General features: G+C 40.1%; 17 protein-coding genes and 2 pseudogenes. 5 read left to right on the top strand and 14 right to left on the bottom strand.

Features of this window, described 5'->3' with window-relative positions:
• Window positions 1–28: 28 nt before the first annotated feature.
• Window positions 29–598, bottom strand: a complete 570-nt coding sequence (locus JCM19043_RS02635; protein WP_062319743.1) for a DUF1836 domain-containing protein — start codon at window positions 596–598, stop codon at window positions 29–31.
• A 127-nt stretch (window positions 599–725) separates the two neighbouring features.
• Here JCM19043_RS02635 and JCM19043_RS02630 point away from each other — a divergent pair.
• The 3 genes and pseudogenes from JCM19043_RS02630 to JCM19043_RS02620 all read left to right on the top strand — a co-directional run bounded on the left by JCM19043_RS02630 (window position 726) and on the right by JCM19043_RS02620 (window position 2,454).
• A pseudogene (locus tag JCM19043_RS02630) lies at window positions 726–1,369 on the top strand (hemolysin III family protein).
• A 37-nt stretch (window positions 1,370–1,406) separates the two neighbouring features.
• On the top strand, window positions 1,407–1,631 hold the full coding sequence (locus JCM19043_RS02625) for a hypothetical protein (protein WP_062319741.1): 225 nt from the start codon (window positions 1,407–1,409) through the stop codon (window positions 1,629–1,631).
• A 67-nt stretch (window positions 1,632–1,698) separates the two neighbouring features.
• Window positions 1,699–2,454 carry a mechanosensitive ion channel family protein gene (locus JCM19043_RS02620; RefSeq protein ID WP_231631370.1) on the top strand — a complete coding sequence of 252 codons (756 nt, stop codon included), beginning with the start codon at window positions 1,699–1,701 and terminating at the stop codon, window positions 2,452–2,454.
• A gap of 69 nt (window positions 2,455–2,523) precedes the next feature.
• Here the strand turns inward: JCM19043_RS02620 and treR are convergent, their stop codons facing one another.
• The 10 genes and pseudogenes from treR to JCM19043_RS02570 form a co-directional block, all read right to left on the bottom strand.
• The gene (gene treR / locus JCM19043_RS02615) at window positions 2,524–3,246 is read right to left on the bottom strand and encodes a trehalose operon repressor (RefSeq protein WP_062319737.1); all 723 of its coding nucleotides are present in this window, start codon (window positions 3,244–3,246) and stop codon (window positions 2,524–2,526) included.
• 16 nt (window positions 3,247–3,262) lie between these two features.
• Window positions 3,263–4,941 (bottom strand): annotated as a pseudogene (gene treC / locus JCM19043_RS02610) (alpha,alpha-phosphotrehalase).
• A 120-nt stretch (window positions 4,942–5,061) separates the two neighbouring features.
• Window positions 5,062–6,498: a PTS system trehalose-specific EIIBC component gene (gene treP, locus JCM19043_RS02605; protein ID WP_062319735.1), complete on the bottom strand. Its 1,437-nt coding sequence runs from the start codon at window positions 6,496–6,498 to the stop codon at window positions 5,062–5,064.
• A 427-nt stretch (window positions 6,499–6,925) separates the two neighbouring features.
• Window positions 6,926–7,270, bottom strand: coding sequence for a hypothetical protein (locus JCM19043_RS02600; protein WP_062319733.1), 345 nt, complete (start codon window positions 7,268–7,270; stop codon window positions 6,926–6,928).
• A 211-nt stretch (window positions 7,271–7,481) separates the two neighbouring features.
• Complete coding sequence (locus tag JCM19043_RS02595) at window positions 7,482–8,075, bottom strand: YpjP family protein (RefSeq protein WP_062319731.1); 594 nt, start codon at window positions 8,073–8,075, stop codon at window positions 7,482–7,484.
• A 301-nt stretch (window positions 8,076–8,376) separates the two neighbouring features.
• Window positions 8,377–9,117, bottom strand: a complete 741-nt coding sequence (locus JCM19043_RS02590) for a tryptophan-rich sensory protein (RefSeq protein ID WP_062319729.1) — start codon at window positions 9,115–9,117, stop codon at window positions 8,377–8,379.
• Window positions 9,114–10,511 carry a deoxyribodipyrimidine photo-lyase gene (locus JCM19043_RS02585; RefSeq protein ID WP_062319726.1) on the bottom strand — a complete coding sequence of 466 codons (1,398 nt, stop codon included), beginning with the start codon at window positions 10,509–10,511 and terminating at the stop codon, window positions 9,114–9,116. The genes JCM19043_RS02590 and JCM19043_RS02585 overlap by 4 nt, the downstream gene beginning before the upstream one ends.
• 123 nt (window positions 10,512–10,634) lie before the next feature.
• Window positions 10,635–11,072, bottom strand: coding sequence for an OsmC family protein (locus JCM19043_RS02580; protein ID WP_062319724.1), 438 nt, complete (start codon window positions 11,070–11,072; stop codon window positions 10,635–10,637).
• 34 nt (window positions 11,073–11,106) lie between these two features.
• Window positions 11,107–12,105 (bottom strand): arsenic resistance protein, encoded by a 999-nt coding sequence (locus JCM19043_RS02575; protein WP_062319722.1) that lies wholly within the window; start codon window positions 12,103–12,105, stop codon window positions 11,107–11,109.
• Between the two features lie 375 nt (window positions 12,106–12,480).
• On the bottom strand, window positions 12,481–13,701 hold the full coding sequence (locus tag JCM19043_RS02570; protein ID WP_082394386.1) for a TraB/GumN family protein: 1,221 nt from the start codon (window positions 13,699–13,701) through the stop codon (window positions 12,481–12,483).
• Between the two features lie 263 nt (window positions 13,702–13,964).
• On the opposite strand from JCM19043_RS02570, the gene JCM19043_RS02565 reads away from it, so the two are divergent.
• Window positions 13,965–15,209, top strand: coding sequence for a hypothetical protein (locus JCM19043_RS02565; protein WP_062319719.1), 1,245 nt, complete (start codon window positions 13,965–13,967; stop codon window positions 15,207–15,209).
• 290 nt (window positions 15,210–15,499) lie between these two features.
• On the opposite strand, the gene JCM19043_RS02560 is transcribed toward JCM19043_RS02565, so the two are convergent.
• Window positions 15,500–18,193, bottom strand: coding sequence for an HAD-IC family P-type ATPase (locus JCM19043_RS02560; protein WP_231631369.1), 2,694 nt, complete (start codon window positions 18,191–18,193; stop codon window positions 15,500–15,502).
• A gap of 340 nt (window positions 18,194–18,533) precedes the next feature.
• Between JCM19043_RS02560 and gdhA the strand changes: the two genes are divergently transcribed.
• Window positions 18,534–19,889, top strand: coding sequence for an NADP-specific glutamate dehydrogenase (gene gdhA, locus JCM19043_RS02555; RefSeq protein ID WP_062319717.1), 1,356 nt, complete (start codon window positions 18,534–18,536; stop codon window positions 19,887–19,889).
• A gap of 108 nt (window positions 19,890–19,997) precedes the next feature.
• Here the strand turns inward: gdhA and JCM19043_RS18540 are convergent, their stop codons facing one another.
• Together JCM19043_RS18540 and JCM19043_RS02540 are read right to left on the bottom strand one after the other, a co-directional pair.
• On the bottom strand, window positions 19,998–22,895 hold the full coding sequence (locus tag JCM19043_RS18540) for a family 43 glycosylhydrolase (RefSeq protein WP_369813724.1): 2,898 nt from the start codon (window positions 22,893–22,895) through the stop codon (window positions 19,998–20,000).
• A gap of 548 nt (window positions 22,896–23,443) precedes the next feature.
• Window positions 23,444–25,162 carry a glycoside hydrolase family 13 protein gene (locus JCM19043_RS02540; RefSeq protein ID WP_062319713.1) on the bottom strand — a complete coding sequence of 573 codons (1,719 nt, stop codon included), beginning with the start codon at window positions 25,160–25,162 and terminating at the stop codon, window positions 23,444–23,446.
• Window positions 25,163–25,374 lie beyond the last annotated feature (212 nt).

Here is a 25,374-nt window from a genome sequence, read left to right as displayed (position 1 = left end):
AAAAAAGTTATTTGAAAACTCTTACACTTTATGAGTCTCGGTCATGTTTTGATACATTTGTCTCTGTTTGAGTTTTCTCTTCACTTAACGTATCAATTCTATCTTCTGCCATTTTGCGAAACACCGCACTCAACTGAACTAAGCTAGCGATGGAAAAAAAGTCAGCTAATGACTCTTCTTCTCGAGCTAAGTCCGCTTCCATTGCCTTTTTCATCTCAACGGCATCACGCGCTTGTTTTTTCATTAATGTGACATAGTCATCATATACGTGATTCCGCTTCTTTTCATCTTCGATTGACGGGGAAATGTAAGATAGGACGGTTTCAATGTCTTGAAGTGAGAGTGCCCCTTTTAGTTGATAAATCATTTGAATCAACATAACATGTTCTGTCTGATACTTCTTATTCACAATGGGCGGTAAGAGTTTACTTTTGGCATAGTTATTGATCATGGTCTTCGTTAAAATCTTCTCTTTATCATCACGCGTATGATCGGCATATGTTTTTTCAAATAACTGTCTCACTTGATCCATATATAAATCTAAATCAGGAATCATGTCTCGTTCAATTATGGCTTGATAATCTTTATCTGAAGTCATTTATCGTCATCCTTTTCTTCTGTTCTCTTAGCATCATTATAACGAAACAATCTTATGTAGTAAAGGTTGACAGATTTCAAATAAGGTGTATGATTATACATAGTATTAGAAACTACATAAAGGGGTTATGATATTTATGCACACTTTTTTTCGCGAACCACTCAATAGCTTGACACATCTTTTCGGTATTATTTTAAGCGCAGTGGCTATGATTGTCATGTTAGTTAAAACCGAAACCATGACAGCGACGATCTCGGTCATTATTTTCGGCGTCTCTCTTTTATTACTGTATAGTGCATCAACCATCTACCACGGCATTAAAGCCTCACCTACGGTCATTAGTTGGTTACGTAAAGTCGATCACGCGATGATTTTTGTCTTGATTGCTGGAACGTATACGCCGTTTTGTTTAATCCCGTTGCGTGATTCGATTGGGATTCCGCTACTTATCGCGATTTGGCTATCGCCTTAAGCGGGATTGGCTTTAAACTCATTTGGTTCCATTGTCCAAGGATCATTTCCACTTTTCTCTATATCGGCATGGGGTGGATTATTGTGTTTGTGTTTCAACCATTAGCCGACCATATCGAGACAGCGGGTCTTGTCTATCTCGTTTTAGGCGGGGTCATCTATACATTAGGTGGCGTGATTTATGCGATCAAACCTAAATCCCTTGAGTTTAATCATCTCGGTTTCCATGAGATTTTTCACTTGTTTATCTTAGCTGGGTCACTTTGTCATTTCCTTGCGATAAACTACTACGTCCTTTAAACTAGAATCAAGCTTTAAAAAAGGATGTGTCACCGTCATGGAATCGGTTTGGCTTTTTATCAATCAATATTTACTTATCCCGCTGATCGTTGCGGCCGGGCTTCTCGTGTTAACGCCATTACTTAATCGTTTGATCAGAAAGAAGATACCTGACTCGCACTTTGGTCATTGGCTCAGCATCTATAGTTTTATCATTTTCATCTTGACGTATTATCAAGGGAAGCCATTTTTAACCTACGTTCATTTCATTCGGGAAGTTTGATGTCGACCTCAATTTACTCATCGTCAGCTTCTTTGTGTTAACACTGGCCTATCATTTGTCTAAAGTTTTGACGAAACAATTTTTACCGACAGTCTTCACCCGCTATCAATTAGACGTTGGCATTCAGTATACCTTTAATCGTTTATTTCATTACGTAGTAATGATTATCGCGGTGCTGGTGACAACGTCTATGGTTGGTCTTGATTTAAGTGCTTTGACCGTCTTTGCGGGTGTGTTAGGGGTTGGGATTGGCTTTGGTCTTCAGAACATTACCTCGAATTTTATTTCAGGGATTATTCTCTTATTTGAGCGACCGATTAAAGTCGGTGACCGGGTCATTGTGGAAGAGATTATTGGAGACGTTGAGAAGATCAATATGCGTGCAACGATTATTCGCTCGATAAATAATGAACATATCATCGTGCCTAATTCTTACTTCTTAGAAGAACATGTTGTGAACCGCTCTTATGCGGCACCCGAGATGCGACTCGTCGTACCGATAGGTGTTTCTTATGACAGCGATGTCGACAAAGTAGAAGCCCTTTTGATGTCTGTGGCTGAAGAAGAAAGCAACAAACATGAGACGATTCTGACGACACCAGAACCATTTGTCAATTTCGTTGGTTTTGGTGACTCATCACTTGATTTTGAACTCTTCATTTGGATTCAAGATCCGAAACAGTTTATGCGTATCAAATCGAGTGTGAATTTTAATATTTTCCGTACCTTTAATCAGCATGACATCGAGATTCCATTCCCTCAGCGCGACTTACACGTCAAATCTATTGATCAAAAATTACTCAGTGATCTTAAAGAACACTAACATCATCATAAGCATCAGACAAAAAGACCGTTCCAAGTCCTATATTAAGGGTTTGGATCGGTCTTTTCTTTAATGATGACGTCTCGCAAAATCAACGAAACGAAAACGGTCCGGTCGGTGACGAGATTCGGTATATTGAAACAGTGTGGCATCCTCTAAATACACATAGTTTTTAATGACGACAATGTTATGAAAGCCGTCTAAATCCAGTGACTCACGATCTTCTTCTGTCGGATCCTCGACCGTGATTTCTTTTTTCGCAAAACTTATCGACAAACCGAGCGTGCCTTCTACATGTTGATAGATGGAATCTTTGGCGATGGTTTCGGTTAGTCCTGAAATTTTCTCAGCTAAGAAATAATCTTTATCTAAAATCACTTTTTCTCCGTTAATTTCCCGCGCCCGTATGACCGTTGTCACAAGCGTATCGGTATCGTCATCTGCAATTAATAATTGCTTCTTAATATGACGGGATGGGACATGTGTATCTAAAAATAATACCTCGGTATTGATATCTTCTCCGAGCTTATCACGTAATTCTTTAAAGCTCACTAAACCAGACACTGGAAAATCGAACTTACTCTGCGGCAACACAACCGAGCCCTTCCCGCGCACTTTTTGAATATAGCCATTTTGTGATAACAACGTCAGCGCTTTTCGTACCGTTTCCCTTGACGTTTGATACTGGCCTTTCAGTTCGTTTTCACTTGGTAAATAACTATCCACCGGATGAATGCCATCTTCTATTTGTTCGAGTAAGTCTTGGTAGATTACCAAGTATTTATTTTTCATCATCATCTTCCTTTAGTCACTTAGTTGAGATAGATGACTTTATGTGGTAAACAACCGATTCATAAGGGCGTAAGACACCTGTTTTAGTATCGCCTTGCTGGTCATTCATGTTACTGATTAACACCCGAGCTTCCTTACTTAGAATCCCTTCATGTGTTAGATCATAGGTGACCTCTTGATCGTAGAAATTGTTTAACACGACAAGTTGTTCCTCATCCATTTCTCTCACATAGGCAAAAATATCAGAATCTGACGCTAAAATCAACCGGTATTTTCCATCAGTGATGATAGGCTCAGTTTTTCTTAGCTGAATGAGGCGCTTGTAGTAATAAAAAATAGAGTCTATATCTTTTAAGGCATTTTCTGCATTCACTTCTTTGTAGTTGCGGGCGACGTCAATCCACGGCGTGCCATCAGTAAAGCCTGCGTGTGCTAAACTGTTCCACTGCATCGGCGTTCGAGCGTTATCACGAGATTTTTGTTTTAAGATGTCTAGTACCTCTTCTTTAGATACACCACGCTCTGTCATCATTCGGTACGTGTTGAGTGATTCAACATCACGGTAATCATCGATTGACTCAAAGTTAGGATTCGTCATCCCAAACTCTTCCCCTTGATAAATATACGGGGTCCCTTGCATCATGTGGAGCGTCGTCGCAAGCATTTTTGCACTGCGGTTATGATACTTTCCTTCATCACCAAAACGTGAGACGACACGTGGTTGGTCATGGTTACACCAAAAGAGCGCATTCCAGCCACCACCTTCGTGCATCCCAACTTGCCAGTCGGTCAGAATCGTTTTTAATTGGGCTAAATCAAACGGCGCTTTTGTCCACTTTTCCCCGTTAGGATAATCGACTTTTAAATGGTGAAAACTAAACGTCATAGATAGTTCATTTCGGTCAGGATGGGTATATTTAACACAGTTGTCGATGGACGTTGATGACATCTCACCAACCGTGATGAGATCTTTATCTTTAAAGACCTGTTCATGCATATCTTGTAAATATTGATGAATTTTCGGGCCATCGGTATAAAATTTACGTCCATCTGAGTCATCTTCAGGAAAGGCTTGATTTTTAGAAATTAAATTAATAACGTCCAGTCTAAAACCATCGACACCTTTATCAACCCAGTAAGTCATCATCTCATAGACATGATTTCTCACTTGGTCATTTTCCCAGTTTAGATCAGCTTGAGTAACGTCGAATAAGTGTAAGTAATACTGACCGGTCGCTTCATCATACTGCCACGCATTTCCACCAAACTTTGATTCCCAGTTGGTCGGCTCTTTCCCGTCTTTAGGATCTTTCCAAATATAAAAGTCCCGGTAGGATTGTCTTTACTTTTCTTTGATTCAACAAACCATTTGTGTTCCGTTGACGTATGATTCACAACAATATCAAAGATCACTTTGAGTTCACGCTTATGCGCTTCATCCAGTAAGCGGTCCACGTCTTCCATTGTCCCGTATTCATGGAAAATCGAGTAGTAATCGCGAATGTCATACCCATTATCTTTTTGCGGTGAGTCATAAATTGGTGTTAGCCATAACACATCGACACCAAGTTCTTTTAAATAATCGAGCTTTTCTATGACGCCATCAATATCTCCCGTTCCACTACCGGTTGTATCGTTAAAGCTTTTTGGATAAATTTGATACACAACTGATTTTTTCCACCATGGTTCATGCATGTTATCGACCCCTTTTTCTATTGGTTACTTTGTAGATTGTCTCATTTTTCTTTTTATCTATTCCTAATTTAAATCGCTAACAACCATCCCGAGAAAGTCGGAATGGTTGTGGGTGAGCATTTATTTTCCTAAACGTTCGTACGTTTTCTTACCCATTGGTGACTTCGCTAAGATCATTGTCAGTACAATTGGAACAACAATCGCGATCGCCATCGCAACGAAGAACATGAACCAGTCTGGTGCTTGAATGGATAGGAATCCAGGGATACCTCCGACACCAATAGAGTTTGCCATAACGCCACTTGCGACTGAAACAGTACCTGCAATCGCAGAACCAACCATAGCGGCAAGGAATGGGAAGCCGTATTTTAAGTTAATACCAAACATCGCCGGTTCTGTTACGCCTAAGTAACAAGAAATCGCTGCTGGAATCGATACTTGTTGTTCTTTTTCATCTTTCTTGTGTAAAAGAATAATCGCCACAACGGCTGAACCTTGCGCAATATTTGATAACGCAATCATTGGCCACAGCATCGTTCCATCAAATTGACTCATTAACTGAAGGTCAATGGCATTCGTCATGTGGTGAAGCCCAGTAATCACGAGTGGAGCATAAAGGAAACCAAAGACTGAAGCAAATAACCAACCAAGGCCGGATGTTAAACCGTTATAAACAACAGTAGAAATCCAATCACCAATTGTCCAACCGATTGGTCCAAGAACAACGTGGGCAACAATAACCGCTGGTAATAACGCAAAGAATGGTACAAAAATCATCGAGACTACGTTTGGAATAATCTTACGTAACCAAATCTCTAGATAGGCAAGCACAAAACCGGCTAAAATCGCTGGAATAACTTGCGCTTGATAACCAATCATATCAACCGTCGCAAATCCGAAATCCCATACCGGGATTTCTTCAGCACCTGCTACACCATACGCATTTAAGAGCTGTGGTGAAACGAGCGTGAGACCAAGAACAATCCCAAGAATTTGAGTGGTGCCCATCTTCCGGGTGATCGACCAGACGATACCGACCGGTAAGAAGTGGAAGATCGCTTCTCCTATTAACCAAAGGAAATGATTCGTTCCTGACCAAAATTGTGATAATTCAACGAGCGCTTGGTCACCATTTGGACCAAAGTTTGGAATTTCACCGATAATATTTCTAAAACCTAAAATAAGACCCCCAACAACTAAGGCTGGAATAAGTGGTGTAAAGATTTCCGCGAGGTTAGAGATTAACCGTTGAAGCGGATTCAAATTTTGCTTTGCGGCAACTTTCGCATCATCTTTCGATGTATCATCGACCCCGGCAATCTTCGTAAACTCATTATAAAACTTAGAGACTTCGTTCCCAATAATGATTTGGAATTGTCCGGCATTCGTGAATGTTCCTTTGACAATGTCTAAATCCTCAATGGCTTTCGCATCGGCTTTGTCTGTGTCGTTTAGCACAAAACGCATACGTGTCGCACAGTGTGTCACAACATTGATGTTCTCGCTACCGCCGATCAGTTCTAATAACTCTTTTGACGCTTTTTCGTATTGACCCATTTTTCCTTACCCCTTTCTAATATGAAAGCTAAAATATAAATAATGGCATGTTAACTTGTCTATACAAGATAACTGATGACGCTTACATTGTATCTTGTATAGACAAGTTAGTCAAGGGGGAAGTTAAAAAAATATTAAACATCTGAAGATGGCTATAAATGAACCTACAAAAGTATCCGTCTGGCTGATCAGCAACATTAACGATTTGACTTTCAAACGAACGATGATTCAATAGGATTAAAAAATTAACATAATTTCATGCTATCTAAAAAAGCAAAATAGTACTCACTTTTCCAATCAAGAAAAAACCTCTCTAAACCTTTACAAATCAAAGGATGAGAGAGGTTTGTTTTAAATTAAGTGTTAAACTCAAAATCTTATATAGACAAGTGAATCAAGTCGAAAGTCGAAAAAAGTGACAAAACCATTAAATATTTGCTTGATCAAGCAACCCGTCGTTTTTTCGTGCTTCTTCAATAACGGCTTGATAGTCAGCTTCTGACACTTTAAAATCAACAACCGCTCGTCTCGGGCGATCATCATCAGATTTTTCAAAGCCAATCGCCATACCCGCACTTTTCTCTGATACTTTTACTGGCGGTACACCTGCAGCAGATGATGTTGCCGGTGGCGTTGGCATAACCAGAATTCGACCATCGTCATGTTCGATTTCATCAACGAAAACATCTTGTGTTGAATATTTTGCGAGCGTTGCTTTAAATGCTTCTGCCTCACTCTCATCATGAAAATATACTTGAACGTGTTTACTCATACTACTATCACTCCTTAAAAAGTTTGATAGTAATTGTTTCCCTAACGGGATAAAATCAAACACCTAATTGGATTAAATTCTTGTTAAGCTATAAGCTTCAGCTGACAATCCAGGCTGATTAGCACCTGTAAATTGTTCTAAGGCGAATGCTGCGCATTACATTTGGGTACAAAAAAACACGAACAAAAAGCGTCTACTTTTCATTCGTGTTTTAACTCATCCATTTCGGTGGTGTATTTTTACCGTAACAGACTTCTGCGATTGGATAGTGATGATCAAAATCATCATCTTCTAAGTGATAATGGAAATTAAAGAAATAACCATCTAGTGGTTTATTATCACGTCTCACATGAAACTTAGCCACAATCTTTTCATTTTTTTCATCATAGACATCAAAGATTTTTTCACCATAACCTGGTGTTTTATGTTCAATGAGTGATAATCTAAATGACTGATCAGGATCGTATTTATCTACGATGGCATGCATCACTGTTTCAATTTGTGGTAAAACTTCATAGGTCACTTCGCGTTCAATGGGTTTAATTGTTCGCGGACCGATTTTTTCAAGTGTTCGCTCCATTGCTTGTTCTACGAGCTCTTCTTTTGAGGTAACAATTGAACTAGGATATTGTTCAGGTTCAGTTGGCGTATGGACGATTCGCGATCTATCAAGCGTTTCTTTACTTTCTTCTATGTCTTTATTGTCTACATCAGCATTCACTTCTAAATCAATCGACGGTACATACATACCTAGCGTTAAAGCGGCAACCGTTGCGACAAACAACTTTTTAACCCATAATTTCACGTGCCTTATTCCTCCCTCCATACGTTTTCTGAAAACGTTTACTATCATCATCTTAGCATACTTTTAAACAGGATTCACTAATGAAACAGAACTGTTATAAAAATGATAAGTTTTACACAGTTTTTCTACAGTTTACTTGGCAATATGTAAAAAAACACGTTACCCACATGTGGATAACGTGTTTTGATTACCTTTCTCTCATAAGTTATTCAACTTCATGGGATAACACTGAGGATAACTTAACTTTTCGTGTAACGTTATCCGTTACACACACCCTTAATGTTTATAAGTGGATAACTTTTTAACGTCCGAAACTCAGCGTATGCTTTTTCTTTTTAACAAAAAGAATGACAATCACGAGTAACGCACTGACGATAAAGCTGGTCATACTGACAAGCTCGGAGACACCTTGGTTTTCAATGCCCACACCGATAAGCGCCCAAATGAAGACGAGTGGATAAACGATATCTGACTGGCTATATCGGAACCAAGTTGCTAGAACAAACGCAATAATAAGTAACGCTACTGCCCAAATCTCATCACTTATACCAAAGCCGTTCCAACCGATCTCAGTAAGGTAATAACTGATATTTGCAATCGTTGCGACACTAATCCAACCGAGATACAGTGAAAAGGGTAGCCGATCGAAAGCCTTGTCCTTCACTTGGTTAATCACATTGTACATCCCAATGAGTAAGACAAGTAACAGAACCATAATAATAACCCCGATACCGAAGTAAAAATAATGCCAGGTGATGAGCCAGATTCCATTAAGTAAATTAATCAACCAAAATAGCACGTGCGTATCCTGATACACGGCCCGCTCTCGTTGATCGCTTTTAAATTGTCTAAGTGTCCAAATTACAAGGGCTATATAAATAACACCCCAAATACTAAACACATACCCTGCCGGTGTAAAAAGAACGTCCAATCGATCTGAAATAGCACCTGTATCAATGCCATTAAGGGGTAGCGCGGTCGCAAGACCGTTTAAAACTAAAGCGAATATAAGCGTCAATACATTTATCCAAATTTTTATCATGATGATGCCTCCTTTATTTCTTGATAGCGCGAAAGCGCCCGTTCTCTTGCTGATTTATGATCGACAATCGGATGTGGATAGTCTTCTCCTAAAACAACCCCAAAGCGCTTCAACTCCGCCTCATCTGCTTCAAACGGGCGAAAGAGTGCCTGACCAGAAAGCTGTCTCAGTTCTGGTACGAAACGTTTAATATAGTCGCCATCTGGGTCAAACTTTTCCGCTTGGGTGATTGGGTTAAAAATTCTAAAGTAAGGTGACGCGTCAAAACCAGACCCCATCACCCACTGCCAACCGAGCGCATTGTTTTGCCGGTCGTGGTCAAGTAAAGTATGTTCAAAATAATCAAGACCAACCCGCCAATCCACGAGTAAGTGTTTCACTAAAAATGAGGCGACAACCATTCGAACACGGTTATGCATATAGCCGGTCTCATATAACTCTCGCATACCCGCATCCACCAATGGATAACCCGTTTGACCTTTTTTCCATCGTTCAATTTCTGCCTGATTATTCTCCCAGTTAAATCGGTCAAATTCTTCCCTCATCGCTTTCGTCTCCGCCTCTTTATGTTGATAAAGCTGTTGATAACTAAAATCTCGCCACATCAGTTGTCGAATAAATGCTTCTTTTTCTTTATCGACTCGTGGTCCTACTTCATCATACGCCATCACCGCTTGGTATATGACCCTTGGACTGATAGCACCGACAGATAAATAAACAGAAAGATGAGAGGTGTCCTTACGTGCCGGGCGGTCTCGCCCTTCAGAGTAGCGACTAAGAGCCTGCTCTAAGAATGTATTAAGCTGCTCAATTGCCACATGTTCCCCTGGAGTATAGTGGTTGAGAAGCTTTTTAAACCAAGCAGGTTCTTTAAATGCAATGTCATCAGATTCGATGGATAAGCCAGAAAAAGTGGTTGGCTTTTTAACAGGTTCAATGAGTGGCTTTTGTCTTAGTGCCTTATAAAATGGCGTAAAGACTTTATAATACTCTCCCTTACCCGTTAACACACTCCCTGGTTTAGCTAAGACATCTCCAACAAAACGCTTTGTTTTAATCCCCTTATTTTCAAGCGAATCGATGAGATCATCTTCTCGTTCAATCTCGTCATGTAGATAAGACCGGTTAAAGTATACCGCATCAATATCATACCGATCACACCACGCATTTACTTGTTCAACAACGGAACCCTCTCCTAAAAGAAACGGAACGTCTTCGCGATTCAGCGCCTGCTTAATATCAGCAACGTGTGCCATTGTCCAGTAGTCATGGGCTGACGTGAGTGATTCTTTTTTTATGTATCCACAGACAATCTCCCCATCACGGGCTGCCTCTGCAAGAGCAGGATGGTCAAGCAGACGTAAATCGCGTCTAAATAAGACGAGGATGCGCATAATCAATACCTCCTTTTGCTACTTATTAGGTTTACCCTTTTTTACGGTTTAAAAAACAAAAAAAAGAAGCAACCACAAAGTGGCTACTTCTGATTGTAGAAATCATTTGAGTGTGAAGCTAACTTATGCTTTAACCCAGTTGTCGTTCATCTCAACACCAGCTGCTTTAAACATTGTGTAAACAGGGCAACGAGATTCTACTTTTTCTTGTAATTCTTTAATACGTGTCTCTGATTCAGACGTTGTCACGGTAACGTCAACAGATACTTCTTCGAAGTATGGACGTACACTTGGGTCACCCATGAAACCACGTGGGTCAAATGAACCTGAAATGTTGAATGACAGACCTTGAAGATCGAACGCCATTTCTTTTGCGGCCATATGTGCCGTCACATTTTCACATGAAGCAAGTGAAGCTAAGACGTTTTGCATTGGGTTAGGACCTGAATCTTTTCCACCCATTTGTGCGCCTTCATCTAAGACAATTTCGTGTTTCCCTGTTTTTGCAGTGATTGCTAAACCTTCGTTTTCTGCTCTTACGTTGAATTTCATTTTTTGCATAATGTTAACCATCCTTTTCAAAATTATAATATATTTAAGCCTGAACCGGCTTATTCACAGTATTTCTTTCCTCTTTTTGATCTTTTTTAAACCAACGACTTAAGGCTATTTTACCATACAAAGCAATCCCTTGTTGCTGGACAACAAACGCAATCGTAACAATCAATGCTGCCTCTGCTCCAAATGAGGCAACAGCTAAACCAATCGCAATTGATAAGTTACGTAATACTGTTCCGTTAACCAAGGCAATCCCATCACCACGGTCAAAGAATTTCACCGCGAAGAAAGTACTAATCGCAAAATTGATCACATAAAAAATAATGAGAACGGCTGTTGCAATCACAATCAATTCTAAATTATTGAGAATCATATTTGCTCGTGCACTGACACTCACAAACACAATAAATAACATTGCCCAAATACTCAGAGGACCTAAAGCTGGTTTCACTCGTGTTTTAAACTCTTGCATGGTCATTCTTTTCATTAGAATCTTAAAAGTAATATGTCCAAGAATCATCGGAACAAATACTACCGTAATGATGGTACGGAAGGTTTGAAGAATATCAACTTCCACTAACTGACCAACCATCGCAAGTAAGTACCACGGCGTCAGTAATGATCCCAAGATCAAACCAAAAATCGTTAACTTCACGGCTGCTGGAACATTTCCATTATGCAGCGCTGTCCAAGAAATGGTCATACCACTCGTTGGCAATAACGCTGATAAGGCAAGACCCGCAAACATAATCGGATACTCTCTTAAAACCGTTACCCCTAGTAGGTATGCGACGACTGGTACAATCGCAAAGTTAATGAGCATTGAAAAGACTAAAACCTTTGTCCCTTGGGTTGACGTAAGTTGTTTAAAATTAAAGCCAATCATCGTTGCATAGATCATAATAATTGTTGCGTAAAGAACAACGGGTTGCAAAACGCGCGTATCAACCATCGTACCCACAATAAAAGCAATAACCAAAGTTAACGGGACACTAATCATCAAGTAACGTTGGGGGAATGTGTATAATTTATTCATAATTTCTCTCCTCTCTCACTTACCCCTTGGGGTATGTTTATACTATAAGGGGTACCCGGAAGTTTGTCAAACCTTTTAACAAACTTTTTTCACTTTCAGCGAAAAACCACATAACATCAACACATTCTCATGATACACTCAAAAATTTCGTATCCGTTTTCACCGGTATTTTAGTTACTTTTAGCCTTATAAACTTAATAATAGGACTCTCTCTAATATGTGGTGCCAAGTATAAATGATTCATTAGATAAGTGAAAATGTGTAGATTTTTGAATATGACATACAAAAAAGCAACACCTAATATTCTATGTCGGTGCTGCTTTTCTTATGCATCAAAGGTCTCTTGAGACTATGTCGTCAGTTCAACTTTTGATATTAAAAAATATTTTCAATAAATAAACGAATCACATCGGTACTTGCGACGACTGTTCCAAGTGTTGATCCTAAGTTTGCTAACATAACCACAAGTAAAATACGTGTCACTTTATTTTGCCAGAAACCCTTCACAGTATACACGTCATCACTCAGTGCTTCAAAATCGCTCACCTTCGGTTTTTTTACGTAAGCTTGAACCAATCCACTGACCCAACCTGCAGCCATTAATGGATTAAGCGATGTAATAGGTGCGGCTACAAGCGCGGCTAGAATAGCTAAGGGATGCCCAAAAGCAATCGCTGTCCCAATGGCTGAGAAAAGCCCATTCCAAATGAGCCAACTCATGACTTGATCGGTACCTGCTTCTGGATTCATAATAAATGTCGCGAGTACCATTAAGACAATACCAATCGGAATACCCCAGGCGATTCGTTTAGGCCATTTTGATTTTTTAGGAACTTTATTCAGTTGCTTCAAATCGTGATCTTTCTTAATCTCTTCGGTAATACCGGGCACATGAGCAGCACCTAATACGGCGACGATCTTTTCACCTTTTGCCCGTTTAATTTTTTCTGCTAAGTATTGATCACGTTCATCAATAAGAGGCGTTTTAAGGCGCGGGAAATGTTCGGTAAATTCATCGAGAATCGCCCCAATCGCATCTTGACTCTTCATCTTCTCAAGTTCTTCTTCTGTGATGGACTCATTAGAAAAAATACCGGCCATGACTTGCGTAAGTAACATCAGCTTACCCTTTGTACCAACATTCCCCCAAATACGAGAGAAGGTAATTTGAATATTACGGTCCGCAAGGACAAGTTCTGCGCCAACATCTTCAGCTGACTTAATCCCTTGCATCATCTCTTGACCCGCTTCAATATTAAATTGTTTTGCCATCCGCTTTTGGAAAGATGAGATGGCTAAGTTCATCAGTAAGAGAGTTGCTTTCTTATCTTTTATAACTTTAAAAATGTCCATCTTCTTCCACTTATCACTATCCATCATCGATTGATAGCGTTGTTCATCTAATTCAATACATACCGCATCCGGTTGTTCTCTCTCAATAACTTCTTTTACTTCATCTGCACTTGTTTTAGATACGTGGGCTGTTCCAATTAATATGTATGTTTTACCATCTTGTTCAATTCTAACAACCGTATTCGATTGATTATTTGATTCTATTTCCACTTGTTCAGGCGTTGTTAATTCATCTTTTTCCATATTTAAATCCTACCTTTTTTATTCAGTCTTATCTTTCTAGTATAACTTATCTCATCGTCATATGGCTAAAGAAACCCACTTGAAAATACAAAAAGGTGATAAAACCTTTACTCAATGACATATATACACTTGATTCATTTGTTTACTCGATATTTAAAAAGGACTACGACACCACATCCACCTTTGTTATAATTAATAGATGAAAGTAAAAACATTAGCTCTACGGACATGTTATAAAAAAATGATATTAAAGGAGACCAACCATGACAGAAGAAAATATTTCTACAGACGTTATACTGAGTGCCTTTAAACAGGACCTAGAAGCGAAAAAGTTAACAACTAAAACGATCGATAAGCATATGATTAACGCAGAGAATTTTTATGACTTTATCGAAGATGAGCAGATGGAACCCCCTCACTATTATGATGCATTGATATTGTCCTTTTTAGGCGACTACTATATTAGAAAATACTTATTCAGCTCAAAAAGTGATGTTGGCCCGTATTTAGCGACGTTTAAAAAGTTAGCCGATACACTCAGTAAACGCAATTGGATCTCACCAGAAGAAAATATAGCTATCAAAGACTTGTGTAAAGAGAAAGCGTTTTTTATGCACCGGTTTGATACATATGAAACGACAACCGATTTTCTTGACTGGACGTTTGAAAATGATCCGAATGTTTATCATCAAACAACGACTCATACGATTAATCGTGAAGCATCAAGCGGGCTTGATGTCGACGACTTACTTGTGGCCCCGTTAAAGACCATTGATTTTGACCAACCGCCATTTTTTGATATGTTTAATGTTTTTCTTAAGAATCTTGATCAGAAACAACGTCATAAGGTTACCAATGGCACCCAGCATTTAACGCGTGCCTTTTGGAAAGAGTTTGATGAAACAAATGGGTTAAATCTTTTCACGAAGCCAACCTTAAATCAGCGAGATATTCCTCCCTTCCACCTGTTATATGTATTTGCGGAGGCCGGTGACTTTTTCATTATTGATGGGAATTTCCTTATTCCGACCGATTTCGTCACTGACTATCTGAATGCTGAAATAGAAGCACAAGTGGCTTATGTGATGGAAGTCTTCTGGCATGGTGTTGACTGGCGATTATTAGATGTTGCTAATGGTGAACATCTTCTCGGCTGCCTCCAGGTAGACCAGATTAATTTTGCTGATATACTGAGTGCGTTTCCACCTGGTGAAGCAATCAAAGCGGACCACCCATTGTTTAAACCACTCTTGGACTACACCTCTCATCTACGTCCGACTTTGGATAGCTTCTTTTTAGACGTTTTACCCGCCTTTGAACCATTCGGTTTGGTGAAGCTTGATTATAACAATTACACCCCGGTAAACCCGGTAAGTTTTAAAGAACTATCAGCGATTACGGTTACCCCGCTTGGGCATGTCTTCTTTTCTATTTTCAAAGACATGGCTGATGCGTTCGATGATGATGACGAGAACGACTTTTTCCGTTTGATTCTCGATTCACTATAATAAAAAGGCGCTAAACCATCTGGTTTAGCGCCTTTTCTATTAATTTAAACTTTACTAACCGCGTCTACGTCATACCGATGGTCTAACTTAAACTTAGTCTTTTAGTTTATCCGCCTGTTTCTCCGTCCATTTATATCTTGCGATCCATCCCCAAAGACTTGTTCCTAGCAACACTGCACCAAGCATGACATATAACCAAGTCACTTCACCACGCTCCTTTGGATAATTTTAGAATTACCTATACAAATATATCCCCCTAATACTACAAATCATCTTCGTCTTCACTTTTACTACTTCCGTTTAAACACCCGATGCGTCACAAGCTTCTCAATTTCAACGACAATAAAGACGCCCAAGCCAATCATCACCGGGTAGAACCACTCACCAAGTGAGAGGGGTTGTAATCCAAGCGCTACCTGCATAAATGGGACGTAAGTCACCAGTAGTTGAATGATGATTAATAGAGCTGACACAATAAAAGCCGCTTTATTTTTAAAGAAATCTTTGTTTAAACTAAAGTGTCGCTCATTACGGACATTAAACATATGAAACAGTTGCGCAAAAACAAGCGCATGCAGGGTAATCGTGCTAACATTCTCTTGTCCATATTGTTCAACCCAGCGCGGATAAAGTAATAGAATCGATCCGCCAATTAATAATGATACAAAAACAATACGAAACATATAGTAAGGACTCAGCAACCGCTCCGTTGACTTCCTTGGCGGTTTTTCCATCGTCCCCCGCTCAATTGGTTCAAACGCTAACGCTAAGGCCACCGTTACAGCCGTCACCATATTGACGTACAGAATTTGTACTGCCGAGAGTAGCATCGTAAGCCCTAACAGTAATGCCGCCATCACAAGAAACGCTTCAGCACCGTTGGTCGGCAAAATAAACAGGATCGTTTTCTTTAAGTTATCATACACGCGGCGACCTTCTTTTACCGCATTCACAATCGTTCGGAAGTTATCATCAACAAGCACCATTTCTGATGCTTCTTTGGCAACCTCCGTCCCTTTGATTCCCATGGCGACCCCAATATCAGCTCGCTTCAAGGCAGGCGCATCGTTCACCCCGTCTCCGGTCATCGCACTAATGTCACCGTTTGTCTGCAGGGCTTCGACGAGTTGTAGTTTATTTTTCGGGCTCGTTCGGGCAAAGACATCCACGCGTTTAACAACCTCACACCGCTCGTCATCTGACATGTCATCAAGTTCACGACCTTCTACAACTGCATCACGGTCTGTCAGTTGCATCTGTTTGGCAATCGCAAGGGCAGTATCTTTATGATCTCCAGTAATCATCTTGACCGTTATTCCTGCTTGTTTACATGCTTTAATCGCTTCTATTGCCTCTTCACGTGGTGGGTCAATGATACCGGCAAGACCGAGTAGCGTCAGACCTGTAGAGACATCCTCATGGTCGATGGTTTCTGTTGTCTCACTCACGTCTTTTACTGCCGCCGCAATGACCCGTTCACCTGTTTCGGTCCGGCGCTTCATTTGTTCTTCCCAGTAATTGCGTTCCTCTGACCCTACTTCTAGTCCCGCCATATCAAACACACGGTCAGGTGCTCCTTTTAAATAGATACGCTTCTGACCGTCTTCTTCTACAAGAGCAGCCATATACTTATAAGAAGAGTCAAACGGAATCTTTGACTGCATTGATAATTTCTTAATAGGTTGACTTGCTTTGTCTGCCAAACTCACAAGACAGCCTTCGGTTGGTTCGCCTTGAACAATCCATTGGTTATCTTTTTCAATCACATCCGATTCATTAACGGTTTTGACGGCTGTTAGAAATTGAAATAACCTTGGGTAATCAATCACATTTACTTCTTTGTCATTCAATCGCAACTCACCCACGGGCTCATATCCTGTTCCGGTAACGTCAAACGTTTGATTCGCCGTTACTACCGTCGTTACGGTCATTTCATTCTTCGTTAATGTACCGGTCTTATCTGAACAAATTATCGTCACCGCGCCAAGCGTTTCAACGGAAGGTAACGTGCGCATGATTGCTTTATTGTCGGCCATTGTCTGTACACCTAAGGCCAGAATGATTGAAAGAATGGCTGGCAAGCCTTCCGGAATAGCCGCGACCATTAAGCCAATCACTGATAGTAATAATTCTTGCCAGTCATATTGATGAAACGTCAAGCCGAAAATAAACAGCAAGGTAGCTAAAACGACAATCACGATCGAAATCAGCTTGCCAAAATCATCGGTTTGTTTAAGTAGTGGCGTTTTGATTTCCTCGACGTCTTGCATGGATTGATTAATCTTACCAATCTCAGTATCTTCCCCTGTCGCAACAACTATCCCGCGTCCTGTCCCCTGTGAAATAGAGGTCCCAGAAAAAAGCATGTTGACACGGTCCCCTAATACAGTCTCATCATCCAGTACCATTGTTTCCTTCGTAACAGACGTTGATTCTCCTGTCAGAGACGCTTCTTCTGCTTTTAAATGATCCGCCTCGACTAAACGAAGATCTGCGGGAACTTTATCACCTGCTTTCACTAAGACGACGTCTCCTGGGACAAGGTCCTCTGCTTCTAAATCATGGCGTTTCCCTTCTCGGACAACGGTCGCATGGAGCGACAACATGTTTTTAATGCCGTCCAGCGCTTTTTCTGCTTTTCCTTCTTGAATATAACCGATTAAGGCATTGATCACCGCTACGAGAATGATCACAACCGTATCAATATAGTGTCCCAGAATAAGCGTGACGACCGCAGCCACAAGTAAGATATAAATCAGCACATCGTGAAAATGTTTAATGAATTTCAACCACTCCGGTGTCTTTTCTTGTTCAGGTAGTTTATTCTTACCGTAATAATCACGCTTTTCCGTTACTTCACGTTGAACTAATCCTTCGTCACGATTTGTCTCTAATTGTTTTTCTATCGTATCTATATCTAAACTAAACCATTGCCGACTCATACAACCACCTTCTTTCATTTTTGATAATGTATTCTTTCGCATCAAACATTGATAACTTTCTTATGCTTTAACTACTTCTATTTAATTTTTCCTTATCCACGATGAACTTAAACCCTTTTTCACTACCCAAGCGCTTGTTTCGTCTTTTCCCTTTGATAGCAATTAAAATAAACAGGAACGGTAGCAATTGAATACAAAATTCGCAGGAAACGAGATGATTAATCTGAATTTGAGATTAATTTGATGTTAGATACGTATTGTTTTAGGGTATAGAGAAACGATAGAATGAAAGATGTATCAAGTTCAAAATTATCAGTCAATTTTGTTTTAGAATTAAACAAAGAAAAGTAAAAAACAGAAAATCAATAGGAGGAATTAGTGTATGTCAAAAGATCGCGCATTAAATTATGTTAATGACGTATTCGAAACAGTAAAAAAACGTAACCCAGGAGAATCTGAGTTCCAACAAGCAGTAAAAGAAATTTTAGATTCACTTGTTCCTGTATTTGAACAAGACCCTAAATATATCGACCATTCTATTCTGGAACGGATGATTGAACCAGAGCGCATCATCCAGTTCCGTGTTCCTTGGACAGATGACAATGGGAAAGTTCATGTCAACCGTGGTTTCCGTGTCCAGTTCAATAGCGCGATTGGACCATACAAAGGCGGACTGCGCTTCCACCCATCCGTTAACGCAAGTATTATTAAGTTCTTAGGGTTTGAACAAATTTTCAAAAACTCACTGACAGGTCAACCAATCGGTGGTGGTAAAGGCGGGGCCGACTTCGATCCTAAAGGTAAGTCAGATAACGAGATTATGCGTTTCTGCCAAAGCTTTATGAGTGAGTTATCTAAACATATCGGACCAGACACAGACGTTCCTGCCGGCGATATCGGTGTCGGTGCCCGTGAGATTGGCTTCTTATTCGGTCAATACAAAAAAATGCGTGGCGGTTATGAAGCTGGCGTTTTAACTGGTAAACAAGTTGGCTTTGGCGGTAGTTTAGCACGCACGGAAGCAACTGGTTTCGGTACAGTTTATTTCGCACAAGAAATGTTAAAAGGACAAAACGATTCATTCGACGGAAAAACGGTGGTCGTTTCTGGTTCTGGTAACGTATCAATCTATGCGATGCAAAAAGCAACTGAACTCGGCGCTAAAGTGGTCGCTTGTTCCGATTCAAACGGTTATGTTTATGATAAAGATGGTATTAACTTAGAGACAGTTAAGCGTCTAAAAGAAGTTGAACGTAAACGTATTAAAGAATATGTTAACGAACACCCAAATGCTGAGTACCACGAAGGATTCGAAAATATCTGGAGCGTAAAATGTGATGTAGCACTTCCATGTGCGACACAAAACGAACTCGATGAAACAAGTGCACAAAAACTTGTCGATAATGGTGTAAAAGCTGTCGCAGAAGGCGCCAACATGCCATCAACACTTGAAGCTGTTGACATCTTCCAAAAGAACAATGTTCTCTTTGGACCTGGTAAAGCTGTAAACGCTGGTGGTGTGGCCGTATCTGCCTTAGAAATGGCGCAAAACTCTGCCCGTATCGCGTGGAAGTTTGAAGAAGTGGACGAAAAACTTCATGAGATCATGGTGAACATCTACAAAAACAGCATGGACGCGGCTGAGAAGTACGGTGAAGCTGGTAACCTTGTTGTCGGTGCCAACATTGCTGGATTCTTAAAAGTAGCGGATGCGATGATCGCTCAAGGTGTCATTTAATTTACCCATTCTTTTAACTACCCATAAAGAAACCCCGTGTATGAGATGAATATCTCGCGCACGGGGTCTTCATTTATTTTCATGATCAAGGTAGACATTTGACGACCTTCACCCTTTTACATACTTAAAAACTTTAAACGTTGCCTGACCGCCCGCCATATCTTGACTAAACAAAAACAAGGCAAATCGAGCGCCGGTAAAATGATCCAGCGAAAAGGTAAGTGGCTCTTTAAAACCGATGGGGATAAAGGTATGGCCATCCCGATAGAAAAACTGTACATAGTCAGCCATATTTTCTGTCACCACTTCTGCTTTTAACGTGACCACTGATGAGGCTAGCGGTACGCTTTCTGTTACCACTTCTTTTCCCTCTCTAAACACCACAGACTTAAGAGCGACACCATCGCTTTCACGTTCTAACCCTACATAACGGTATGCCCCTTGAAGAATACCAAGACCACAAACATCCCCTATCGCTAAATCATGACCGATGACCGTTATTTCTCCGATCGATCGAGGAAAAGCCGTTCTTACTGTCAACATATTAGGCGCTGATAAAAAGGTTGTTGGCCCTGTTGATTTGAGCGTAATCTCACCATTATCATGATCATGTTTAATATAATCACATCTCGGCACATGATTAAACTGCCATTGCGGCTTAAAACCAAACGGCGTTGCCCAAACTTCTTTAAAGTCATCATCTGTTACTAGCGGTTGAACCGCTACATTTGATGTTTCAAACGTCGCCGGAATATCTCCCTCTACACCGAATACTGGCCAATCATTTTGAAATGTGACAGGCACAAATATCGGTAAACGTCCAACCGCTCCCATATCTTGAAACAGATACGCATACCACGAACCATCAACTGTATCAACTAGCCCGCCTTGAGCGACGCCTTGGTTCAAATAACCACGGTCATGATTAAAACAGTCTCCTCCTTCGAATGGACCAGTCAATGAAGAAGAACGGAAACACGCCTGGACTCTTCGCCAGGTTGTAGGAAGCGAATGGATTAAAAACAAGTAATAGAAACCGTTAATATATTGCAAATGCGCCCCTTCATAGCCTAAAATCGGATGTTCTTCACTGACTAATACGCGTGACAATCCGTCCGATTTAGGAGCCGTTAACGATTCATTTAATTCAAGTAAATGAATCGTACTATTTCCATAAGCGATATAAGCCCGATTATCCTCAAATAACAAGGACGGATCATGATAGAAACCTTCGACGATTCTTTTCTCCCACGGGCCATTGATTGCTTTACTCACAAAAAGGTAGGTCTTTCTTGTATCATTCGCACTGAATAAGACATAGAAATAGCCTTCATGATAGCGTAACGACGCCGCCCACATACCTTGACCATAAATGGCCTCGCCCCCCATTAACTGTTGGGCGTTTGTCTCATCTAATGTGCTAAAGACGTACGTTTGATGTTCCCAGTCTAGTAGATTTTTCGAGCGTAAAATTTCCGCACCCGGAAAGAAGTGCATCGTGGTCGTAACCATATAATAAGTATCGTTTACGCGAATAACATCTGGGTCCGGGTAATCATAGGGAATCACAGGTTGAGAGACGATTCGCATCACACACTTATCCTTTCCCCAACGTAAACTGTTTGAGCGCCGTGCGTCCTTGACCATTGAAGGTGAAATATAACTTTGTTTGCCATCAGGTAGAGAGATAGGCTGTTGATACGTCGTCCAGACATTCGTAAAATCGATTGGAATTTCTCCGTGGACGTTCCCCTTTGGCGTGGTTCTCACTTCAATCACGCCTTTGCCATACCCTCTCGTCGTAACACTAATGCTATTCACTTCTTGACAGTCAAAATATTTAAAGCCACACGTTGACTTATGTGTAAGGTTTTCCACATACCCTTCTAATTGATCACCATCTTTTCCTGCTTGTGTGATCCGAGGCAGTTGTGGATCTAAATATAAATCACCAGTATAAACGGTGTCTTTTTCACCAAATAAATGACAGGCGATATAAGCTGGATATGTTCCTTCTCCTTTTAACGGCGCAAGATTCGGTCCAGATGAGGTGATTTCGACTTGATCAACCTTCCCGTCTTTAATGTCAATCGGCTCTATGCAACCTTGTCGACTGAAGTTTGATCCGTTCGTATGACGGTGATAAAAGATAAACCACTGATTATTGATTTCAACCATACTGCCATGATTATTCCCACCATAATACATTGGGGTGTCTTTCGGCTTATACGTTTCAATCCCGAGATCATTATTACTGACAATCACCCCTTGATATGTAAAACCTTCCGTTGGCGAGATGCTTGTCGCATAACAAAGTTCGTGAAAAACAATCGATGAATAAATAAAGTAATAGGTCTTGCCAATTTTCCGCATGGACGGTGCTTCAAAAAATTCATGCCCCTTAAAACTAGACCCATCACTATAGGGTTCACTCGGTGAGATAATCTGTGGTTCGGTTTCAATCGTCACCATATCTTCTCTGAGCACCGTGACCATCGCACCGAGTCTTGATTGATCACCGACAGGACAAAAACCGGTGTACAGATAAGTCTTATTACCTTCTGTTAACACACCTGGATCAAATTGGGGTTGGTCACCTTCCCTTTCACCTAAACGATTATCTGATTGGTCTTTAACATACCCATAAAAGTCAAACGGACCTACAGGCGTATTTGCAACAGCAACTGAGACGATTGACACTTTGTCTAACACGTAATAGAGATAGTATCTCCCATCGGGACCAACGGTCACATCAGGTGCATATAGACACATCGCGCCATCCGGGTTCAGTGGATCCTGTTCTTTTTTATAAATCACGCCTTCATATCGCCAATCAGCTAAATCATCGACAGGTGCTGAATAACAAACATAATCATTCAAACAATAGACGTGGCCGTTAAACTGATCATGTGAACCGTAGATATACACACGGTCACCAAACACATACGGTTCCGCATCAGGAATGTATTCCCACGATGGTAAATATGGATTCATTGCTTGTTTCACGTTACTTCTCCTCTTTTCTTCCTTCTTTTATCAACAAAACATCCTATTAGATTCAGTTTATCAAACATCGCGACTGAAAGATTAAACAATCTATTGAAAAAAACATAGAGAATAGGAGAAAGATTTTGTTTCTAACACAAAAAATATTTTTAATTCACATTAACTTTATCGGAATTATGTGTTATACTGTTTTTAACACAATGAACGGAGTGATATGAATGAAACGTATTCCTATTATTGATATCCGCAGTTTTGTTTTATTATTAATATTAGTACTCATCATTAGTTTTGTTCGCCTATATAGTTAAGATTTATCACGACATGACAACAAGTCTGTCTTTTAAACCTTATCTCTGATGACTTTTCTATTAATGAAGACGTAAAAACCAGAAAATTCATTAAACAAAAGAGCTCACAGTCTATCTAAATAAACATTCTTTACTTAAAAGCACCCGTCCAACAGATGTCTGGTGCTTTTTTCTGTCTCTTTTTGTTAGAACAAAAAGAGACGACGGATCACTTATCAGTGCGCCGTCGTTTAAAAAGGTCTATTTAACTTGTTTAATCACCCGATACCCATAACCTTGAAGGATGTCATCCTCATTAGAAGTAAGTATCACGTCTCCTTCATAATCAGATACATGGATAGCTTCCGCTGTTGGATTGATGATGAAAATTAATCGTTCATCGGTTGTTTCTTTTTGATAGATCAAACACTCATCGGTTGTGTCGATAAAACTAAACGTCGCCTCATTCGAAAAGCCCACTTCTGTTTTTCTTAGATGAATCAGCGTTTGAATAAAGGTACGTAAATCTAAGTCTTGTCTTGTTTCATCCCAAATCATGCAACCGCGGCTTTCCGGTTCTTCACCGCCGACCATACCGATCTCATCTCCGTAATAAATACAAGGTGAGCCTGGGTAAGAGAATTGGAACAAGTACAACAGTTTCGCTTTATCCTCAGAGCCACCTGTTTGAGTAATTAAGCGCGCGGTATCATGGCTTGCTAGAATATTAAAGAGATGCTCTGTCACGTGTTGTGGATACATGTGTAACAGATGAACAATACGGTCTTTAAAGGTTTGTTGGTCAATCGATTGTTCTTCAATATAACGTACCAAACTATCCACAAGTGGATAGTTCATGACGGCATCAAACTCATCACCACGTAACCACCGCATGGAATCATGCCATGCTTCACCGACAATATAGATATCTTCTTTGACGCTCTTCACAGCTTCTCTAAATTTACGCCAGAAGCGATGATCTACTTCATTGGCTACATCTAAACGCCAACCATCAATACCAAATGCTTCAATCCAATATTTACTCACACCGAGTAAATAATCTTGAACATCTTTATTTTGTGTATGTAACTTTGGCATACGACTAACGAAACCAAAGGCTTCATAATTAGGCTTCGGTTCTGTTTGAATCGGAAAATCATGAATATGGAACCAATCTTTAAAGCGTGATTGTTGCCCATTTTTTAATACATCCTGAAATGGCTCAAATTCATAACCACTATGATTAAATACCGCATCTAACATGACCCGAATGCCACGACTGTGGCATGCTTCGACTAGACGTTTAAATGTCTTTTTATCACCAAAGTGTGGATCAATCTCATAATAATCAACCGTATCATACTTATGGTTACTCGGTGATTTAAAGATTGGGGTAAAGTAAATACCTGTGATTCCTAAATCTTCTAAATAATCGAGTCCATCGATAACACCTTGTAAGTCCCCGCCATAAAAACTCTTTGGTGTGACGACACCTTCTTCCCAACCAGCGGCATCACTTGGCGAAATACTCGGATCACCATTTCTAAAGCGTTCAGGGAAGATTTGATACCAGACGGTATCTTTTACCCAATCCGGTGCATGATATTCATCACTTGGATGAAAATATGGAAAACAGAAATAATCGCCAATTTCTTTCGACGGTTCTGTGAAAATCCCACGTTCAAGATAAAACACCTCTTCACCGTCATAAGCGGTAATTTTGAAGCCGTAACGCATCCGGTTGTTCGGTGGTTCGACTTTTGCTTTGTAGTAATCCACCGTTGTTGTTTCACCTGTTCGTTCAACTGGCACTACCGTATAATTCCATTTTTTATCTTCAAAGTCATACGGATCGCCGTAAATAAGTTCAACTTTCTCGGCATCCTTGTGCTTTGTTTGAAGGACAAGATGAATCGTTTGATCGTCATATCCGTAAGCGTATTCATTTATTGCTCGGTGAAAAATCATTGCTTTTTCCATTCTACTCTTTCTCTCCTTTTTTACATTTGAGCAAGCGGTTGCATTTTTATGTTTACTTACCCTTGTTTTTTGTTGTTTATTAACTCTATATACGCTTCTAAATATAAACGCTTACATTCATATGGTCAAGCCTTTAAAGAAAATCAATTAAATTAAATAAGCTATTTAAATCTCAAGTAAAATCATATATAATTAAAGTACGCGCTTTCACT

The organism is Halolactibacillus sp. JCM 19043 (genome assembly GCF_001310395.1).
In the GTDB taxonomy this organism is placed as follows: Bacteria; Bacillota; Bacilli; order Bacillales; family Amphibacillaceae; genus Halolactibacillus; species Halolactibacillus miurensis.
Note: the sequence above shows the minus strand (reverse complement) of the source record. Positions and strands in the feature narration are given on the sequence as shown.

What these genes read in the sequence shown, in the direction of transcription:
- JCM19043_RS02560 (WP_231631369.1), bottom strand. Translation starts at nt 18,193, where the DNA reads ATGCGAAAGAATACATTATCAAAAATGAAAGAAGGTGGTTGTATGAGT.
- JCM19043_RS02565 (WP_062319719.1), top strand. Translation starts at nt 13,965, where the DNA reads ATGACAGAAGAAAATATTTCTACAGACGTTATACTGAGTGCCTTTAAA.
- treR (WP_062319737.1), bottom strand. Translation starts at nt 3,246, where the DNA reads ATGAAAAATAAATACTTGGTAATCTACCAAGACTTACTCGAACAAATA.
- treP (WP_062319735.1), bottom strand. Translation starts at nt 6,498, where the DNA reads ATGGGTCAATACGAAAAAGCGTCAAAAGAGTTATTAGAACTGATCGGC.
- JCM19043_RS02590 (WP_062319729.1), bottom strand. Translation starts at nt 9,117, where the DNA reads ATGATAAAAATTTGGATAAATGTATTGACGCTTATATTCGCTTTAGTT.
- gdhA (WP_062319717.1), top strand. Translation starts at nt 18,534, where the DNA reads ATGTCAAAAGATCGCGCATTAAATTATGTTAATGACGTATTCGAAACA.
- JCM19043_RS02570 (WP_082394386.1), bottom strand. Translation starts at nt 13,701, where the DNA reads ATGGAAAAAGATGAATTAACAACGCCTGAACAAGTGGAAATAGAATCA.
- JCM19043_RS02600 (WP_062319733.1), bottom strand. Translation starts at nt 7,270, where the DNA reads ATGAGTAAACACGTTCAAGTATATTTTCATGATGAGAGTGAGGCAGAA.
- JCM19043_RS02580 (WP_062319724.1), bottom strand. Translation starts at nt 11,072, where the DNA reads ATGCAAAAAATGAAATTCAACGTAAGAGCAGAAAACGAAGGTTTAGCA.
- JCM19043_RS02540 (WP_062319713.1), bottom strand. Translation starts at nt 25,162, where the DNA reads ATGGAAAAAGCAATGATTTTTCACCGAGCAATAAATGAATACGCTTAC.
- JCM19043_RS02625 (WP_062319741.1), top strand. Translation starts at nt 1,407, where the DNA reads ATGGAATCGGTTTGGCTTTTTATCAATCAATATTTACTTATCCCGCTG.
- JCM19043_RS02635 (WP_062319743.1), bottom strand. Translation starts at nt 598, where the DNA reads ATGACTTCAGATAAAGATTATCAAGCCATAATTGAACGAGACATGATT.
- JCM19043_RS02585 (WP_062319726.1), bottom strand. Translation starts at nt 10,511, where the DNA reads ATGCGCATCCTCGTCTTATTTAGACGCGATTTACGTCTGCTTGACCAT.
- JCM19043_RS02575 (WP_062319722.1), bottom strand. Translation starts at nt 12,105, where the DNA reads ATGAATAAATTATACACATTCCCCCAACGTTACTTGATGATTAGTGTC.